The sequence below is a fragment of the Bordetella genomosp. 6 genome (assembly GCF_002119705.1).
In the GTDB taxonomy this organism is placed as follows: Bacteria; Pseudomonadota; Gammaproteobacteria; order Burkholderiales; family Burkholderiaceae_B; genus Bordetella; species Bordetella bronchiseptica_F.
The window spans coordinates 1,495,599-1,513,269 of sequence record NZ_CP021107.1 but is presented as its reverse complement, the minus strand read 5'-3'; the positions used below and the strand labels follow the sequence as shown (position 1 = coordinate 1,513,269).

Here is a 17,671-nt window from a genome sequence, read left to right as displayed (position 1 = left end):
TCCTGATGCTTTGTCGCGATAAAAAGGCACCCTTGCGGGTGCTGCCTCTCCGGACCCGGAAGGCCCTCTTCCTGATGCTTTGTCGCGATAAAAAGGCACCCGCAAGGGTGCTGCCTTTCCGGACCCGGAAGGCCCTCTTCCTGATGCTTTGTCGCGATAAAAAGGCACCCGCAAGGGTGCTGCCTCTCCGGGCCCGGAAGGCTCTCTTCCTGATGCTTTGTCGCGATAAAAAGGCACCCTTGCGGGTGCCTTTTTATCGCGGAATGCCGTGCCAGGCTCAAACGCGTCAACGTTTGCATGCCGGACACGACCGCGGTCTCGATCAAGCCGACTTGGCTTTCTTGAGAACCAGCTTTTCCTTGATGCGCGCGGACTTGCCCGAGCGGCTGCGCAGGTAGTACAGCTTGGCGCGGCGCACGTCGCCGCGGCGCTTGACTTCGATGCCGGCGATTTGCGGCGAGTACAGCTGGAACGTACGTTCCACGGCTTCGCCCGACGAGATCTTGCGCACGATGAACGACGAATTCAGGCCGCGGTTGCGCTTGGCGATGACCACGCCTTCGAAAGCCTGAACGCGCTTGCGGGTGCCTTCGACCACGTTGACGCTGACCACGACGGTGTCGCCGGGGGCGAATTCGGTTACGGCATTGCCGCCGGTGAGGCGAGCAATTTCTTCCTGTTCCAGGATAGCGATGAGGTTCACGAGAACTCCTTGATCATCTTGCCTTGCGGACGGTATTTGCCAGGATTTCTTGTCCGTCGCCTGTCATGCGCCACAAGTGGCGCCTGCCGCTCCGTCGGTATGGCTACCGCCGGATGCCGCGACCAGGCAACGGCTATTGGGTTTCCGCAAGCAGAGGATGAGGTTTGGCAAACCCAACATTCTACATCAAAAGCGCGGATAAGGCCGCTGCCCGCCACCCTCCGGCCCTATTTACGTTACTCTAGCGGCACGGGCAGCCCATATACACCGGGACTCGACCCCGCTCCAGCGGACATATCCCAACGCAATGTCGTACACGTCCCTTATTTTGGTGGTAATGGCTGCCATGGCCCATGCGGCCTGGAATCTGCTGGCCAAGCGCGCCGCGATGGTCGGCCCCATGTTCGTCTTTGCCTATGGCCTGGCGGCAACCATACTGTATGCCCCCTGGGTGATCTGGGTGCTGGCGCACGACGGGATGGTCTGGAGCTGGCCGGTGGTGCTGTGCATCCTGGCATCCAGCATGTTGCATCTAGGCTACAGCCTGTGCCTGCAACGCGGCTACCAGGTCGCCGACCTGTCCGTCGTGTACCCGATCGCGCGCGGCACAGGCCCCCTGCTCTCGACCATGGGCGCCTTCACGCTGCTGAGCGAACCGGCCACCACCACCGGCATTGCCGGCATGCTGTGCGTGGTCGGCGGCGTACTGCTGATTGCCACGCAAGGCCGGCTGGGCATGTTCCGGCAGGCGCAGGCCTGGGTTGGCGTGCGCTGGGGCGTGGTCATAGGCCTGTTCATCGCAGCCTACACCGTGGTGGACGCCTATGGCGTAAAGATGCTGCTGATCATGCCGGTGCTGTTCGACTGGTTCACCTGCGCCACCCGCACGCTGATGATGACGCCCCACGTGCTGCGCCGGCGGGCCCAATACTGGCCGGCCATGCGTGGCTATTGGCACCTTGCCATTGCGGTGGGCGTCCTGTCGCCGCTGGGCTACATCCTGGTGCTGTACGCGCTGCGCAATGGCGCGCCGCTCAGCCTGGTTGCACCGGCCCGCGAAATGTCGATGATGCTGGGCACGCTGGCGGGCATGTTCCTGCTGCGGGAAAAAGTAGGCATAGGCCGGCTGGCTGGCTGCCTGGCCATCCTGGCCGGCGTGGTGCTGCTGGGCTCGAGCTGAGCCCGGATCAGAACCCGCCAGCCGCGCCCAGCCACATCAGCGCCGGAATCATGGCGCCCCATACCGCCACCAGCAGCACGTCGATGATCTTGGCCTTGGTGCTCAATACTTGCGCCGCCGCGTCGCCAAGCCCGGCCTGAGCGTGAAGCGGCTGGGCCTGGGCTTGGACCTGGGCAGGCTGGACAGCCTGGGCAGGCCGGGGCTGGCTGGCCGTGCAAGGCTGCGCCTGGCCCGGCGGCGTCGGCGGGAACGGCCATTTGCGCTGCGGCACGGCCGCGCCGGCCCATGCGCGCGCCAGGCGGCGCAACGCGCCCAAAGTGCGGCCAGGCATGGCCGTCGGCAAGGATGTTGCAGCGTCAAGCGTCGTAGCGATAGTCATGTCGACTCTCCTGGTGTTGAAGCCGGCGGGCTTCGAGGCCCCGGCTCTGCGCGGACCACGCCGCGGAATGCATTTCCAACCACTGCCGCGACGGGCGCGGCCCCCTTACCACTGGCAACGTCGCGGCGGCGCCAGGCGCCTGCGGCGACGCGCCGCTAAAACAAGGCCAGTTGCCCGGGCTGGACGCGCGCCTCGCGCCGGCCGCGGGCCGGCGGCAAGCCGGGCTCGAGCGGCGGAATGAACCGATGCGTGTCGAGTTCGGGGCGGTGGCGGTTCAGGCCCAGCTTGCGCGTGGCCAGCGCAAAACGCTGACGCAGCAAATCGGCCCAGATGCCGGTGCCGCGCATGCGCGACCCAAAGGCCGTATCGTTGCGCCGGCCGTTGCGCAGGTCTTCGATACGGTGCAGCACGCGCTGGGCCCGATCCGGGAAATGCGCCTGCAGCCAGGTTTCGAAGACCTCTTTCACTTCCCAGGGCAGGCGCAGCACGGTGTAGCTGGCGTAGCAGGCGCCAGCCGCGCTGGCCTCGTCCAGGATGTGCTCGAGGGATTCGTCGTTGATGAACGGGATGACCGGCGCCACCAATACGCCCACCGGCACGCCGGCCTGCGCCAGGGTGCGCACCGTCTGCAGCCGCCGGTACGGCGCCGAGGCGCGCGGCTCCAGCGTGCGGGCCATGGCGGCATCCAGCGTGGTGATGCTGACGAATACCGTCACCAGATTCTGGCGCGCCAGCTCCTGCAGCAGGTCGAGATCGCGCTCGACCAGGGCGTTCTTGGTCACCACGGTGAGCGGATGGCGTGTCTGCAGCAGCAGTTCGAGCATGCCGCGCGTCAGGCGCCAGGTGCGCTCGATGGGTTGGTAGGCGTCGGTGGCCGAGCCGATGTTGATGGGCGATGCGCGGTAACCGGGACGGGCCAGCTCGGCGCGCAGCGCGGCGACCGCGTTGGCCTTGGCCACCAGGCGGGTTTCGAAGTCGAGCCCCGGCGAATAGCCCAGGTAGGCATGCGTGGGCCGTGCGTAGCAGTACACGCAGCCGTGCTCGCAGCCCCGGTAGGGATTGGCCGCCACGTCGAACGGAATGTCGGGAGAGTCGTTGCGCGACAGCATCTTGCGGGCTTGCTCGGCCTGCACGGTGGTGCGCGGAGCCGGCGCCTGGGCGCAAGCATTCGGGGACGCATCATCGCCCTCTACGGCGATGGGGATGGCCCGCCGCCCGCCCTGCCCGGGCGCGCCGGCGCCCAGCGCCAGAGCGGCTGCGTCGGAACCTGCGGTGTAGTCGGGGTTGGCCCAGCCATCGTCGACGCGGACCCGGTCGGTTTGCTGGAAGCGGTGCGAAACATTAGTAACCGCACCCCGACCGCGCAAGGCGGCGGGGGCGGCAGCCGGGGACCCAAAACCGGCGGAAAAAGAATGTTCGGTGCTTGCCATGAATGCACTGTACAAAAACACAGTACTTTTGACAAGCCCCGCAGCCCTTGCGAGCCATGCATCGAATTTACCCCAAGACGGCGGCGCCGTCCGGGGAAATCATTTCATCCTTTGGAAATCGCCCGGAAAGCCGCGTCCAGCAAGGGTTTGGATTAAAAACAACAGCCTGGCGGAAGGCCTTGCGGCCACCTATTCGAGCATGCCGGCGGCCGCCGTCTGGTGCGTGGCCTCGTCGATCAGGATGAACGCGCCGGTGGCCGCGATCGCGGCGTACGGATCGGTCGCCAAGGTCTCGCGCGTCAGCAGCGAGACGCGGCCGATATCGTTCATGTGCAATGCGCCATCGGCGTTGGACACCTCCTGCAGTTCATGGATGTCGCGCCGCGTATGCACCGCGCTGATCTTCGCCGAAGTCAGCCGCGTGCCATGCTTGAGCAGATAGCGGCGCGCGGGATTGAGCGGCCGCGCATCCAGCCAGCACAGCTGCGCGTCGAACTCGCGCCCCACGCGCGCCGGCGCCTGCGCATGCGCCAGCACATCGCCGCGCGAGACATCGACATCGCGATCCAGGATCACCGTCACCGAGTCGCCGCTGACCGCCTCCCGCAGCTCGCCGTCGAAGGCCAGCACCCGCTGCACGCACGCGCGCACCCCGGACGGCTGCACCACGACTTCGTCGCCTGGACGCAGCACGCCGCTGGCCACGCGGCCGGCGTAGCCGCGAAAATCGTCGGCCCGTTCGCCGCCGTGGCGCGCCACCCATTGCACCGGCAGGCGCAATGGCAGGTCGCGGCCGTCTCCCGCCAGGTCCAGCCCTTCGAGCAGGGTCAGCAAGGGCTGTCCTTCGTACCAGGGCGAACGCGGCGACAGGTTGACGACATTGTCGCCATGCAACGCCGACAGCGGCAGGATGTGAAACGCCGGCAGCGCCAGCCGGCGCGCCAGCTCGCCGTAGGCTGCGCCGATGCGCTCGAACACGGCCCGGTCCCAGTCGACCAGGTCCATCTTGTTGACGGCGACCACGATGTGCTTGATGCCCAGCAGGCGCGCGATGGCGCTGTGGCGCTTGGTCTGCGCCAGCAACTGCCCGTCGGCCGCCCGCGTCGCGTCGACCAGGATGATGGCGGCATCGGCGGTGGACGCCCCGGTCACCATGTTGCGCGTGTACTGCTCGTGGCCCGGCGCGTCGGCGATGATGAACTTGCGCAGGGGCGTCGAAAAATAACGGTAGGCCACATCGATGGTGATGCCCTGCTCGCGTTCGGCCTCCAGGCCATCGGTCAGCAGCGAGAAATCGATGCCGTCGCCGGCCACGCGCTTGTGCTTGGCGCGCGAGATGGCGTCGAGCTGGTCGGCGAAGACGCCCTTGCTGTCATACAGCAGGCGGCCGATCAGCGTCGACTTGCCGTCGTCGACCGAACCGGCGGTGATCAGGCGCAGCACGCCGTTGTCGGCGCCGGCCAGGAAAGAATCGTTCAAAGCGTTCATGCAGGTCCCCAGTAGGCGCGCCCGGCGCGCCGGTGTTCAGGTATCGGCGGGCTCAGAAATAGCCTTCGCGCTTGCGGCGTTCCATTGACGCCTCGGAGGTCTGGTCGTCCATCCGGGTGGCGCCGCGCTCGGTGATGTCGGTGACCGCGGTCTCGGCGATGATGGCGGCCGCATCGGCCGCCTCGGAAGCCACCGGGCAGGTGCACGAGATATCGCCCACGGTGCGAAAGCGCACCGCCAGCCGCTCGACGGTTTCGCCCTCGTCCGGCGGCGTCAGGCGCGTGACTGGCACCAGTAGCCCCTTGCGCCGCACCACCTCGCGGGTATGGCTGTAGTAGATCGACGGCAGCGCCAGGCGTTCGCGCTGGATGTACTGCCACACGTCCAGTTCGGTCCAGTTGGAAATCGGGAAGACCCGCATGTTCTCGCCCCGGTGCACGCGGGTATTGAACAGGCTCCACAGTTCCGGACGCTGGGCCTTGGGATCCCATTGGCCGAACTCGTCGCGGAAGGAAAAGATGCGCTCCTTGGCGCGCGCCTTTTCCTCGTCGCGCCGGGCGCCGCCGATGCAGGCATCCAGCCCCAGCTCCTCGATCGCCTCCAGCAGGGTCACGGCCTGGGCGGCGTTGCGCGAGTCGGTCTCGCGCCGCAGCACCACGCTGCCGCGGGCGATCGAGTCCTCGACGCTGCGCACCAGCAGCGTCTCGCCCAGCTCGGCGGCGCGGGCATCGCGAAAGGCGATCACCTCGTCGTAGTTGTGCCCGGTGTCGATGTGCAGCAAGGGAAACGGGAACTTGCCCGGACGAAAGGCCTTCTCGGCCAGCCGCAGCAGGACGACCGAGTCCTTGCCGCCGGAAAACAGCAGCGCGGGCCGGGCGCATTCGGCCGCGACCTCGCGCAGGATGAATATCGCTTCGGATTCGAGCCAATCGAGATGGCTGCGGGTCATGACGGCGCTCATGGGCGTTTCCTTTCTTTCTGCGTTATCGATGTCTGTGACGGCCCGGGCCTCAGGCGGGCCGGGCCGCGATCTGGATGACCCGGTTGCCGGCATGCAGGCCGCATTCCTTCGAGTCCGACGACTCCCACCACCAGCGGCCGGCCCGCACGTCCTCGCCCGGGCGCACGGCGCGCGTACACGGTTCGCAGCCGATGGACGGGTAGCCCTGGTCGTGCAGCGGGTTGTAGGGGATGCCCAGCGCGCGGATCACGCTCCACACATCGGCCTCGCTCCAGGCCGCCAGCGGGTTGAACTTGTACAGGCCGAACACGGGGTCCCGTTCCTCGTCGGGCAGCTCGCCACGGGTGGCCGATTGCGCACGGCGCTGCCCGGTGATCCAGGCTCCGCGCCCGGCCAGCGCGCGGCGCAGGGGCTCGACCTTGCGGATTTCGCAACAGGCCTTGCGCAGCGCCACGCTTTCATAGAAGGCGTGCATGCCGTGCGCGTCCACATGGGCCTGCACCGCCGCGGCGTCGGGCCGGTAGACCGTGATGGCGCGCCCGTAGCGCGTGGCCACCGCGTCCAGCACGCCGAGCGTCTCGGCATGCAACCGGCCGGTATCCAGGGTGAACACCTCCAGGTCCAGGTCGCCGGCATAGATGGCATGGGTCAACACCATGTCTTCGGCCGCCAGCGACGAAGCCAGCGCCGCGTCGGGATACTGCCGCGCGATGATCGCCAGGCGCGACTGCAAGTCGTGCCAGCGGGCGGCGGCGGCGGCCGTCAGGCCGGCGATGGCGGCAAGGGGACGGGCCGCCATCATGGCTGCACCGCGAACACGCGCGCGCGGCGCGGCTGGGCCAGCAGCGCCTCGCCTTCCTGCAGGCCCAGGCTGCGGAACAGGGATTCGGGCACCTGGGCCTCGATGATGGCTTGATTGTCCTGGCGGGCCAGTTCGAGATAGGCGCTGGGTCCGGCCAGGTACACATGGTTCAGGCGCACGGGGATGCCGGCCACGGCCGTGCCCGCCCGGGCCAGGTCGATCTCGTGCGGACGCACATAGGCGATCGCGCGCTGGTGGTCGGCCTCGGGCAGGTCCGGCGCCGGCAGCGCCACCTCGCCCAGGCGCCACACGCCACGCGTGGCATGGCCATGCAACTGGTTGACGTCGCCCAGGAAACCGTAGACGAACGGCGTGGCCGGCCGCTCCCAGACCTCGCGCGGCGAGCCCACTTGCTCGATGCGCCCGGCGTTCATCAGAACGACGCGGTCGGCCACTTCCAGGGCTTCCTCCTGGTCGTGGGTGACGAAGACGCTGGCCACGTGCAGCTCGTCGTGCAGGCGACGCAGCCAGCGGCGCAGCTCCTTGCGCACCTTGGCATCCAGCGCGCCGAACGGCTCGTCCAGCAGCAGCACGCGCGGCTCGACCGCCAGGGCGCGCGCCAGGGCAATCCGCTGGCGCTGCCCGCCGGAGAGCTGGGCGGGATAGCGGTCGGCCAGCCAGTCCAGCTGCACCAGCCCCAGCAGGTCCAGCACCTTGGCGCGGATCCGCGCCTCCGAGGGGCGTTGCGAACGGTGCCGCACGCGCAGTCCGAAGGCGACGTTCTCGAACACCGTCATGTGCTTGAACAACGCGTAATGCTGGAACACGAAGCCGACCTGGCGTTGCCGCACGTCCACGTCGGTGGCGTCTTCGCCGGCGAACAGCACGCTGCCGGCATCGGCCGATTCCAGTCCGGCGATGATGCGCAACAAGGTGGTCTTGCCGCAGCCCGACGGCCCGAGCAGGGCCACCAGCTCGCCCGTCTCGATATGCAGCGAAACCTCGTCCAGCGCCCGGAATGCGCCGAACCGCTTGGACAGACCGCGAACTTCGATACTCATGAATCGTCTCCTGGTAAACGGCGCTCAGGCTGCCGCCGGCCGCACCGCCAGCGCGCCGGCGTGCGCGGGCGCCTCGGCCTGGCGCGGCGACAGCTGCTGGTTGCGCCATTCGACGACCTGCTTGGCCGCCAGCGTCACCAGCGCCAGCAGGGCCAGCAGCGAGGCCACGGCGAAGGCCGCCGCGAACTGGTACTCGTTGTAGAGAATCTCGACGTGCAAGGTCATCGTGTTGGTCAGGCCGCGAACCTGTCCGGACACGACCGAGACCGCGCCGAACTCGCCCATGGCGCGGGCATTGCACAGGATGGCCCCGTACAGCAGCCCCCACTTGATATTGGGCAGCGTGACGCGCCAGAAGATCTGCCAGCCGCTGGCGCCCAGCGTCAACGCGGCCTGTTCTTCCTCGCTGCCTTGCGCCTGCATCAGCGGGATCAGCTCGCGGGCGATGAACGGAAACGTGACGAACAGCGTCGCCAGGATCACGCCCGGCACCGCGTACACGATCTTCCAGTCATGGTCCTGCAGCCAGGGGCCGAACCAGCCTTGCGACCCGAACAGCAGCACGAACACCATGCCTGCCACCACCGGCGAAACCGAGAACGGCAGGTCGATCAGGGTGATCAGCAACTGTTTGCCGCGAAACTGGAACTTGGTGACCGCCCAGGCTGCCGCCACGCCGAACACCAGGTTCACCGGCAGCGCGATGGCGGCCACCAGCACGGTCAGGCGGATGGCCGCCCAGGCATCGGGCTCGACGATGGCCGCCAGGTACAGTTGCCACCCCTTGCGCAAGGCCTCCGTGAACACCGCGGCCAACGGCACCAGCAGGAACAGCGTCAGGAACGCCAGCGCCGCGCCCAGCAGCAGCGCACGCACCCAGCGCGGCTCGGTCAGGTGGGCGGGCCGGTGATCGGCCGGGCTCATGGCTGCCTCCCGCCGCGGCGCGCCTGCCAGCCTTGCAGCAGATTGATGACCAGCAGCAAGGCGAACGACAGCGCCAGCATGACGGTGGCGATCGCCGCGGCGCCGGCGTAGTCGTACTGTTCCAGCTTGGAGATGATCAGCAAGGGGGTGATCTCCGAAATCATGGGCATGTTGCCGGCGATGAACACCACCGAGCCGTACTCGCCGATGGCGCGCGCGAAGGCCAACGCGAAACCGGTCAGCAAGGCCGGCAGCAGCGCGGGCAGCAGCACGCGGCGTATGGTCTGCCAGCGGCCCGCGCCCAGGCTGGCGGCGGCCTCTTCCAGCTCGCGCTCGACATCCTCCAGCACCGGCTGCACCGTGCGCACCACGAACGGCACGCCGATGAAGATCAGCGCCACCACGATGCCCAGCGGCGTGAACGCCACTTTCAGGTCGAACCAGCGCTGCAGCGGCGCGCCCAACCAGCCGTTGGCCGAATAGAGCGCGGTCAGCGCGATGCCGGCCACCGCGGTGGGCAGCGCGAACGGCAGATCCACCAGGGCGTCGACGATCTTCTTGCCGGGAAAGCGGTAGCGCACCAGCACCCAGGCGACGATGGTACCGAACACCAGGTTGACCAGCGCCGCCAGCAGCGACGCGCCGAATGTCAGGCGATACGAGGCCACCACCCTGGGCGCGGTGACCGTATCCCAGAAGCCGGCCCAGCCCAACTCCAGGCTCTTGATCGGCAGGGCCGCCAGCGGCACCAGCACCAGCAGGCTGAGGTACAGCACGGCGTACCCCATCGAGATGCCGAAGCCCGGCAATACGCCGGGGCGCTGGCGCCGCGCCGCCGTCGGCGCGGGCCCGGAAAGAATGGCCATGGACATGTGGCTGGACCCTGCTATTTCCGCTGAGGCTGATAGATCTGGTCGAAGGTGCCGCCGTCGCTGAAGTGATCCTTCTGCGCCTTGCGCCAGCCACCGAAGATCGGGTCGTCGATGGTCACCAGTTTCAGCTTGGGAAACCGGCTTGCGTATTTGGCCGCCACGGTCTCGTCGGTGGGCCGGTAGAAATTGCGGGCGATGATTTCCTGGGCGGCCGGCGTATACAGGTACTCGAGATAGGCCTGCGCGGCGGCGCGGGTGCCCTTGCGATCGACCACCTTGTCCACCACGGCGACAGGCGGCTCGGCCAGGATGGACAGCGACGGCACCACGATGTCGAATTTGTCGGGCCCCAGCTCCTCGCGCGCCAGGAAGGCCTCGTTTTCCCAGGCCAGCAGCACGTCGCCCACGCCGCGCTCGACGAACGTGGTGGTCGAGCCGCGCGCACCCGTGTCCAGCACCGGCACATGGCTGAGCAACTGGCCCACGAACTCGCGCGCCTTGGCTTCGCTGCCGTCGTTGCGCGCCAGCGCATAGGCCCAGGCCGCCAGGTAGTTCCAGCGCGCGCCGCCCGAAGTCTTGGGGTTGGGCGTGATCACCTGCACGCCGTCCTTGACCAGGTCGTCCCAATCATGGATCTGCCTGGGATTGCCCTTGCGCACCAGGAACACGATGGTCGAGGTATAGGGCGAGCTGTTGCGCGGCAGGCGCTTCTGCCAGTCCTGCGGCAACAGGCCGCGGTCGGCGATGGCGTCGATGTCGTAGGCCAGCGCCAGCGTCACCACGTCGGCATCCAGGCCATCGATCACCGAGCGAGCCTGGCGGCCCGAGCCGCCGTGCGACTGGCGCACCGTCAGGTCCACGCCGGCGCGGACCTGGTAGTCCTTGATGAAGGCCTCGTCCACCGCACGGTACAACTCGCGGGTGGGGTCGTAGGAAACATTGAGCAGCGTCTGCTTTGCCTGCGCCTGCACGGCCAGCGGCAGGCCCAGAGAGAAAATCGTCGCCAGCGCCACGATGGCGCCGCGGATACCTGCTGTGCTGCGTGGCATACCTGCTTCCTTCGAGAATAGTGGGATGGATGCAAGTGTGCCGGCCGCTCCTACTGAACGGAACGACTCATTTTTTGGTTGCTCATCGCCTCAGGGCATAAGGCGCGCGGCGCAAAAAAAAACGCTCCTTGCGGAGCGTTCCTGCCGAAGCGGCCGGTTTACTTATTCGGCTGCGGGGTGATGCGCAGATACGGACGCAGCGCCTTGTAGCCCTTGGGGAACTTCTCCTTGATGACGGCTTCGTCCTTCAGCGACGGCACGATGATCACGTCCTCGCCATCCTTCCAGTTGACCGGCGTGGCCACGCTGTGGCTGTCGGTCAGCTGCAGCGAGTCGATCACGCGCAGGATCTCGTCGAAGTTGCGGCCGGTGCTGGCCGGATAGGTGATGATCAGGCGCACCTTCTTGGCCGGATCGATCACGAACACCGAGCGCACCGTCAGGGTGGCGTTGGCGTTGGGATGGATCATGTCGTACAACTCGGACACCTTGCGATCGTCGTCGGCCAGGATGGGGAAATTGACCGTGGTCGACTGCGTATCGTTGATGTCGTCGATCCACTTGGTGTGCGAATCGACCGGATCCACCGACAGGGCCAGCACCTTGACGTTGCGCTTGGCGAACTCGCCGGCCAGCTTGGCGGTGTAGCCCAGCTCGGTGGTGCAGACCGGCGTGAAATCGGCCGGATGCGAAAACAGCACACCCCAGCTGTCGCCCAGGTAGTCGTACAGGCGGAGGGGACCGATGGAGGATTTTTGTTCGAAATCGGGGGCGGTATCGCCCAGACGGAGTTGACCCATTGACGTCTCCTGCTTCAGGTTAAGTGGCGCTCTGATTTTTGCATCAAACCTATTTAGGGGGAAATACGTAAGGCATATAACTTTATGCGATATCGGCCATACTGCCGCACGAATCGGCCACATCGCCGGCGCGCACCGCCGCCGCCAGGGCCAGGGCGCGCGGCAGGATGTGCGCGCCGTAGAACAGGGCCGTGCCCAGCTTGTGACGATGGAAATCATCGCCGGACCCGGCGGCCAGGTGGCGGCGACACGCCAATGCCGCGCGCGCCATCTGCCAGCCGCCGTGAACCACGCCGGCCAGCATCAGATAAGGCACGCTGCTCGAATACACCGCGCGCACATTGGACGCGGCGTGCGCCAGAATGAATTCGACCGCGTCCTCATAGGACTGGATGGCCTGGTCGAAATTGTCGCGCAACACGCGCAAGGCGGTGTGGTCGGCCGTATCGGCGCGTTGCGCCTCGGCCGCCACCGCCTTGAGGGTGTCGCGCATGGCCGCGATCGAGGCATGGGCCGTGGCCCCGCCGTCGCGCAGCGTCTTGCGTCCCACCAGGTCGTTGGCCTGGATGGCGGTCGTCCCCTCGTAGATGGGCAGGATGCGCGCATCGCGATAATGCTGCGCGGCGCCGGTCTCTTCGATGAAACCCATGCCGCCATGCACCTGGATGCCCAGCGATGCCACTTCCACGGCCGATTCGGTCGAGAAGCCCTTGACGATCGGCACCAGGTATTCATAGAAGGCGCGGTTGCGGGCGCGCACCTCGGCGTCGGGATGATGCGTGCCCTTGTCGTGCGCGGCGGCCGCCACGTAGGAGACGGCGCGGGCCGCTTCGGTCAGCGCCCGCATGGTCAGCAGCATGCGCTGCACATCGGGGTGGTGGGCAATGGTCACCGGCGCGGCCGATCCTTCGATGGCGCGCCCCTGCACGCGTTCGCGCGCGTAGGCCTGCGCATGCTGGTATGCCCTCTCGGACACGCCTATGCCCTGCTGGCCGACCGAATAGCGCGCGGCATTCATCATGATGAACATGTATTCCAGGCCGCGGTTGGCCTCGCCCACCAGATAGCCCACCGCCCCCTCGCCCACCTCGCCCTTGCCGGCGCCGTACAGCAGCACCGCGGTCGGGCTGCCATGGATGCCCAGCTTGTGCTCCAGCGAGGCGCACCACACATCGTTGCGCTTGCCGCGCGAGCCGTCCCCGTTGACCAGGAACTTGGGCACGATGAACAGCGAGATCCCCTTGACCCCGGCCGGCGCATCGGGCGTGCGCGCCAGCACCAGGTGGATGATGTTCTCGGCCAGGTCATGCTCGCCATAGGTGATGAAGATCTTCTGCCCGCTCAGGCGGTAGCTGCCATCGTCCTGCCGCACCGCGCGCGTGGCCACCTGGGCCAGGTCCGAGCCGGCCTGCGGCTCGGTCAGGTTCATGGTGCCGGTCCATTTTCCGCCGATCAGGTTGGGCACGTATGTCTGCCGCTGCGCCTCGGAGCCCACCGTCAGCAGCGCCTCGATCACGCCATCGGTCAGCATGGGACACAGCGAAAACGCCAGGCTGGCCGCCTGGATGTTTTCTCCCGCCGGCGCCGCCACGACCTTGGGCAGGCCCTGCCCGCCCCACTGCTGCGGATGCTGCAGGCCTTGCCAGCCCCCCGCCGTATAGTCCGCGAAACCCTGGCTGAAGCCCGGCGTGGTGGTCACCTGGCCATCGTTCCAGACGGGCGGCTTGGTATCGCCGGCCACGTTCAGCGGCGCGATGGCCTGCTGCACGAAGCGCGCGTTTTCTTCGAGGATGGCGTCCACCAGGTCCGGGGTCACCTCTTCGAACCCGGGCAGTTTCAGGATTTCTTCCAGCCCGGCCAGCTCATTGAGCGCAAAGCGGAAATCCTGCAACGGTGTGGCGTAAGTCATTTTGTCTCCGTAGTCTTGATGCGGCTGGCGGTCAGGGCGGCCAGGATTCCGCATGGCGCGCGCCGGCGCGGCGCGGCGCGGCGCGCCAGCGGATTTCGTAAGGTATGCCAAGCGACGATAATCGGCCTCGCCACGCAGGGCAACCTCATTCCGGGCGGCAGATGTAACCACGCGGGCGTCTTTGCGGACGGCGGCATGCCGCGCATGGACCAAAAAAAACCGCGGGCGTCGGCCCGCGGCTTTCCTGTGCGCGGCAGCGCTCAGAGCGCGCCGGTCAGCTCGGGCACGAGCTGGAACAGGTCGCCCACCAGGCCGTAGTCGGCCACCCCGAAGATCGGCGCCTCCGGATCCTTGTTGATGGCCACGATGACCTTGGAGTCCTTCATGCCCGCCAGGTGCTGGATCGCCCCGGAGATGCCCACCGCCACGTACAGCTGCGGCGCGACGATCTTGCCCGTCTGCCCCACCTGCCAGTCGTTGGGCGCGTAGCCGGCGTCCACCGCCGCGCGCGAAGCCCCCAGCGCCGCGCCCAGCTTGTCGGCCAGCGGATCCAGGATCTTGAAGTTCTCCGCGCTGCCCAGCCCGCGACCGCCCGAGACCACCACCCGCGCGCCGGCCAGCTCCGGACGGTCGCTCTTGGCCACCTCCCGGCCCACAAAGCGCGACAGCCCCGAATCGGCCACCGCCTCCAGCGCCTCGACCGCCGCCGACCCGCCCTGCGCGGCCACCGCGTCAAAGCCCGTCGTGCGCACCGTGATCACCTTGACCGCATCGCCCGACTGCACCGTGGCGATCGCGTTGCCCGCGTAGATCGGCCGCTGGAACGTATCGGCCGACTCCACCCCGATGATGTCCGAGATCTGCGCCACATCCAGCTTGGCCGCCACCCGCGGCGCCACGTTCTTGCCCGAGGCCGTGGCCGCGAACAGAATGTGGCTGTACCCGCCGGCCACCGCCAGCACCTGCGCGGCCAGGTTCTCGGCCAGCCCTTCGGCCAGCTGCGGCGCATCGGCCAGCAGCACCTTGGACACCCCGGCCGCCTGCCCGGCCTGCTCGGCCACCGCCTGCGCGCCCGAGCCCGCCACCAGCACGTGCACCTCGCCACCCAGCCTGGACGCCGCGGCGATCGTGTTCAGCGTCGCGCCCTTCAACTGCGCGTTATCGTGTTCGGCAATTACCAGCGTCGTCATCACACCACCTTCGCTTCGTTCTTCAGTTTGTCCACCAGCGTGGCCACGTCAGGCACCTTGATGCCGGCCTGGCGCGCCGGCGGCTCGCTCACCTTCAGCGTCTTCAGCCGCGGCGCCGCATCCACCCCCAGGTCCTGCGGGCTCACCGTCTCCAGCGGCTTCTTCTTGGCCTTCATGATGTTGGGCAGCGTCACGTAGCGCGGCTCGTTCAAGCGCAGGTCCGTGGTCACGATCGCCGGCAGATTCAGCGACAGCGTCTCCAGCCCCCCATCGACCTCGCGCGTCACCGTCGCCTGCCCATCGCCCAGCTCCACCTTGCTCGCAAACGTCGCCTGCGGCCAATCCAGCAGCGCCGCCAGCATCTGCCCCGTCTGGTTCGCGTCGTCGTCGATCGCCTGCTTGCCCAGGATCACCAGCTGCGGCTGCTCCTTGTCCACCAGCGCCTTGAGCAGCTTGGCCACCGCCAGCGGCTGCAGCTCCGCGTCGGTCTGCACCAGCACCCCGCGGTCCGCCCCGATCGCCATCGCCGTGCGCAGCGTCTCCTGGCATTGTGCAACGCCGCAAGAAACCGCCACCACCTCCGACACCGCGCCCTTCTCCTTGAGCCGCGTGGCCTCCTCGACCGCTATCTCGTCGAACGGGTTCATGGACATCTTCACGTTGGCGATATCCACCCCCGTTTGATCCGATTTGACGCGCACCTTGACGTTGTAGTCGACCACGCGCTTGACTGGTACCAGCACCTTCATCCAGCAGTCTCCAAAATAACAATAATTACCCGGCGAAACCCGGGACCGCATTGCACAATTTTTTCCCGATTCTACAGCTTCGACAGGGATCGTATATGCGCGACCACGCTGCGGCCCAAGGCTGACAAGTTGTAACCGCCCTCCAGGGTGCTGACGATACGCCCCTGGCAATGCTGGTCGGCGACTTCCACCAGGCGGTCTGTGATCCAGGCGTAGTCGGCCTCGACCAGGCCCATCTGGGCCATATCGTCCTCGCGATGGGCGTCGAAACCGGCCGAGATCAGGATCAGTTCGGGGCGATGCGCGTGCAGCCGCGGCAGCCACTGGTCGCGCACGATCGTCCGTATCGCCGCGCCGCCGGTATAGGCGGCCACCGGCACATTGAGCATATTGGGCGCCGGATCGTCGGCGCCGCTGTTGGGGAAGAACGGATGCTGGAAGAAGCCGCACATCAGCGCCCGCGGATCGCCCGCGAAGGCATGTTCGGTGCCATTGCCATGGTGGACGTCGAAATCCACCAGCGCCACCCGTTGCAGGCCATGGAAGTCCAGCGCGTGGCGGGCCGCGATCGCGATATTGTTCAGAAAGCAGAATCCCATGGCGTGGTCGCGCTCGGCATGGTGGCCAGGCGGACGCACCGAACAGAATGCCGTGACGGCCTCGCCGCCCAGCACCGCGTCGACCGCGGCCACCCCCGCGCCGGCGGCGTGCAGGGCCGCCTCGTAGGTGTGGCGGTTCATCGACGTGTCAGCGTCTATGGCGTAATAGCCTTGCTCCGGCTGGTGCGCGCGCAGGCTGTCCAGGTAGGCCGGCGTATGCACCCGCAGGATGTCGGCGCGCGAGGCTTCCGGAGCCTGCCGCTCCTGCAGGTAGGGCAGCAGGCCGCTGGCCAGCAATTGATCGGAAATGGCATCGAGCCTCTGCGGGCTCTCGGGATGCCAGTCGCCCATTTCATGCAAGCGGCATGACGGGTGGGTAAGATACATAGTCTCCATAAGGAAGATTATGTTCAACTGTCGGCGATTCCTGCAAATCGGCGCGCTGTCGGCCCTGCTGGCCGGCTGCGCCACCTCCAGCCAAACACCCCAAGCCCAGCATATCTCCCCGCAGGCCGCCACAGGCCAGGCCGACCGCGTCCGCATCGGCCCGGACAAACCCGTCTTGAGCGACGAAGGCCCCGCCACGCTGACGCCGGCCGGCGAACTGCGGCCCGAAGTCCGGGTCTTCGCCGAACAGCTGGCGACGCAGCGCGAGCTGCCGCTGCCGCAAGTGCTGGCCAGCCTGGAAAGCACGCGCTACAACGCGACCGTCGCCCGCCTCATCGCGCCGTCCGGCGCCTCGGGCAAGAAGATCTGGCGCAGCTGGCTGACCTATCGCGGGCGTTTCGTCGAACCCAAGCGCATCGCCTGGGGCGTGGAATTCTGGAGCGCCAACCAGGACCTGCTCAACCGCGCCGCCCAGCGCTACGGCGTGCCGGCCTCGATCATCGCCTCCATCATCGGCGTGGAAACCCTGTATGGCCGCAACGTGGGCAACTTCCGCGTGGTCGACGCCCTGGCGACGCTGGCGTTCGACTACCCCGATCCCGCCAAGCCCGAGCGCGCCGACATGTTCCGCGGGCAGCTCGGCGATTTCATCACCCTGGCGCTGCAGGGCAAGCTGGACCCCGAGACGCGCGGCTCGTACGCCGGCGCCATCGGCATGCCTCAGTTCATGCCCGGCAGCATCATGCGCTATGCGGTCGACGGCGATGACGACGGCCACATCGACCTGACCAACAGCGTCGCGGACGCGGTCATGTCGGTGGGCAACTTCCTGGTCGAACATGGCTGGCAACGCGGCCTGCCGGTGTTCGCGCCGGTCGCGTTGCCAGCCGATCCGGCGCCGCTGGTGGCCGGCGGCCTTACGCCGACGCTGGACTGGAACGGCCTGCAGGCCGCCGGCGCGCGTGCGGCACCGGGCGCCGCACGCGGCGCCTGGCAGGAACACCCCATGGGCATCGTGGACCTGGTCGAGGAAGCGCGCGGCACCGCGCAGTACCGTACCGCCACGCCCAATTTCTTTGCCCTGACGCACTACAACCGCAGCTACTTCTATGCCACGGCCGTGGCCGACCTGGCGGCCGAACTGCAGGCCCGCACAGGCTATTGACGCCGTCCTGCCGCGGCTCGGCC

Annotated in this window: 17 protein-coding genes; 2 read left to right on the top strand and 15 right to left on the bottom strand. The window is 67.4% G+C overall.

Annotated elements, in window-relative coordinates; all coding sequences use genetic code 11:
- Nucleotides 1-322: 322 nt before the first annotated feature.
- Nucleotides 323-703, bottom strand: a complete 381-nt coding sequence (rplS, locus tag CAL11_RS07155) for a 50S ribosomal protein L19 (RefSeq protein WP_003813315.1) — start codon at nt 701-703, stop codon at nt 323-325.
- A 307-nt stretch (nt 704-1,010) separates the two neighbouring features.
- On the opposite strand from rplS, the gene CAL11_RS07150 reads away from it, so the two are divergent.
- Nucleotides 1,011-1,883: a DMT family transporter gene (locus CAL11_RS07150; protein ID WP_086092528.1), complete on the top strand. Its 873-nt coding sequence runs from the start codon at nt 1,011-1,013 to the stop codon at nt 1,881-1,883.
- Nucleotides 1,884-1,890: 7 nt separating this feature from the next.
- On the opposite strand, the gene CAL11_RS07145 is transcribed toward CAL11_RS07150, so the two are convergent.
- From CAL11_RS07145 to CAL11_RS07080, 14 genes are all read right to left on the bottom strand, one after another.
- A complete protein-coding gene (locus CAL11_RS07145) occupies nt 1,891-2,262 on the bottom strand; it encodes a hypothetical protein (RefSeq protein ID WP_086092527.1) in 372 nt (123 codons plus the stop codon).
- Nucleotides 2,263-2,417: 155 nt separating this feature from the next.
- Nucleotides 2,418-3,692, bottom strand: a complete 1,275-nt coding sequence (locus CAL11_RS07140) for a PA0069 family radical SAM protein (RefSeq protein WP_086092526.1) — start codon at nt 3,690-3,692, stop codon at nt 2,418-2,420.
- A 189-nt stretch (nt 3,693-3,881) separates the two neighbouring features.
- A complete protein-coding gene (locus CAL11_RS07135) occupies nt 3,882-5,180 on the bottom strand; it encodes a sulfate adenylyltransferase subunit 1 (protein ID WP_086092525.1) in 1,299 nt (432 codons plus the stop codon).
- A 52-nt stretch (nt 5,181-5,232) separates the two neighbouring features.
- Complete coding sequence (gene cysD / locus CAL11_RS07130; RefSeq protein ID WP_033460142.1) at nt 5,233-6,141, bottom strand: sulfate adenylyltransferase subunit CysD; 909 nt, start codon at nt 6,139-6,141, stop codon at nt 5,233-5,235.
- A gap of 49 nt (nt 6,142-6,190) precedes the next feature.
- A complete protein-coding gene (locus CAL11_RS07125; RefSeq protein WP_086092524.1) occupies nt 6,191-6,943 on the bottom strand; it encodes a phosphoadenylyl-sulfate reductase in 753 nt (250 codons plus the stop codon).
- Nucleotides 6,940-8,004: a sulfate/molybdate ABC transporter ATP-binding protein gene (locus tag CAL11_RS07120; RefSeq protein ID WP_086092523.1), complete on the bottom strand. Its 1,065-nt coding sequence runs from the start codon at nt 8,002-8,004 to the stop codon at nt 6,940-6,942. The genes CAL11_RS07125 and CAL11_RS07120 overlap by 4 nt, the downstream gene beginning before the upstream one ends.
- A gap of 24 nt (nt 8,005-8,028) precedes the next feature.
- A complete protein-coding gene (cysW, locus tag CAL11_RS07115) occupies nt 8,029-8,928 on the bottom strand; it encodes a sulfate ABC transporter permease subunit CysW (RefSeq protein ID WP_086092522.1) in 900 nt (299 codons plus the stop codon).
- Nucleotides 8,925-9,800: a sulfate ABC transporter permease subunit CysT gene (gene cysT, locus CAL11_RS07110; RefSeq protein WP_033460152.1), complete on the bottom strand. Its 876-nt coding sequence runs from the start codon at nt 9,798-9,800 to the stop codon at nt 8,925-8,927. The genes cysW and cysT overlap by 4 nt, the downstream gene beginning before the upstream one ends.
- A 14-nt stretch (nt 9,801-9,814) precedes the next feature.
- Nucleotides 9,815-10,849 carry a sulfate ABC transporter substrate-binding protein gene (locus tag CAL11_RS07105; RefSeq protein WP_033460154.1) on the bottom strand — a complete coding sequence of 345 codons (1,035 nt, stop codon included), beginning with the start codon at nt 10,847-10,849 and terminating at the stop codon, nt 9,815-9,817.
- A 158-nt stretch (nt 10,850-11,007) separates the two neighbouring features.
- Nucleotides 11,008-11,649 carry a peroxiredoxin gene (locus tag CAL11_RS07100; protein ID WP_033460156.1) on the bottom strand — a complete coding sequence of 214 codons (642 nt, stop codon included), beginning with the start codon at nt 11,647-11,649 and terminating at the stop codon, nt 11,008-11,010.
- A gap of 82 nt (nt 11,650-11,731) precedes the next feature.
- On the bottom strand, nt 11,732-13,558 hold the full coding sequence (locus tag CAL11_RS07095) for an acyl-CoA dehydrogenase (RefSeq protein WP_068926761.1): 1,827 nt from the start codon (nt 13,556-13,558) through the stop codon (nt 11,732-11,734).
- Nucleotides 13,559-13,818: 260 nt separating this feature from the next.
- On the bottom strand, nt 13,819-14,748 hold the full coding sequence (locus tag CAL11_RS07090) for an electron transfer flavoprotein subunit alpha/FixB family protein (RefSeq protein WP_086091891.1): 930 nt from the start codon (nt 14,746-14,748) through the stop codon (nt 13,819-13,821).
- Nucleotides 14,748-15,497 (bottom strand): electron transfer flavoprotein subunit beta/FixA family protein, encoded by a 750-nt coding sequence (locus CAL11_RS07085; protein ID WP_086092521.1) that lies wholly within the window; start codon nt 15,495-15,497, stop codon nt 14,748-14,750. Before CAL11_RS07085 ends, CAL11_RS07090 begins: the two co-directional genes overlap by 1 nt.
- Nucleotides 15,498-15,568: 71 nt before the next feature.
- On the bottom strand, nt 15,569-16,483 hold the full coding sequence (locus CAL11_RS07080; RefSeq protein ID WP_086092520.1) for a histone deacetylase family protein: 915 nt from the start codon (nt 16,481-16,483) through the stop codon (nt 15,569-15,571).
- Nucleotides 16,484-16,502: 19 nt separating this feature from the next.
- Between CAL11_RS07080 and mltB the strand changes: the two genes are divergently transcribed.
- The gene (gene mltB, locus CAL11_RS07075; protein WP_086092519.1) at nt 16,503-17,648 is read left to right on the top strand and encodes a lytic murein transglycosylase B; all 1,146 of its coding nucleotides are present in this window, start codon (nt 16,503-16,505) and stop codon (nt 17,646-17,648) included.
- Nucleotides 17,649-17,671: the final 23 nt, after the last annotated feature.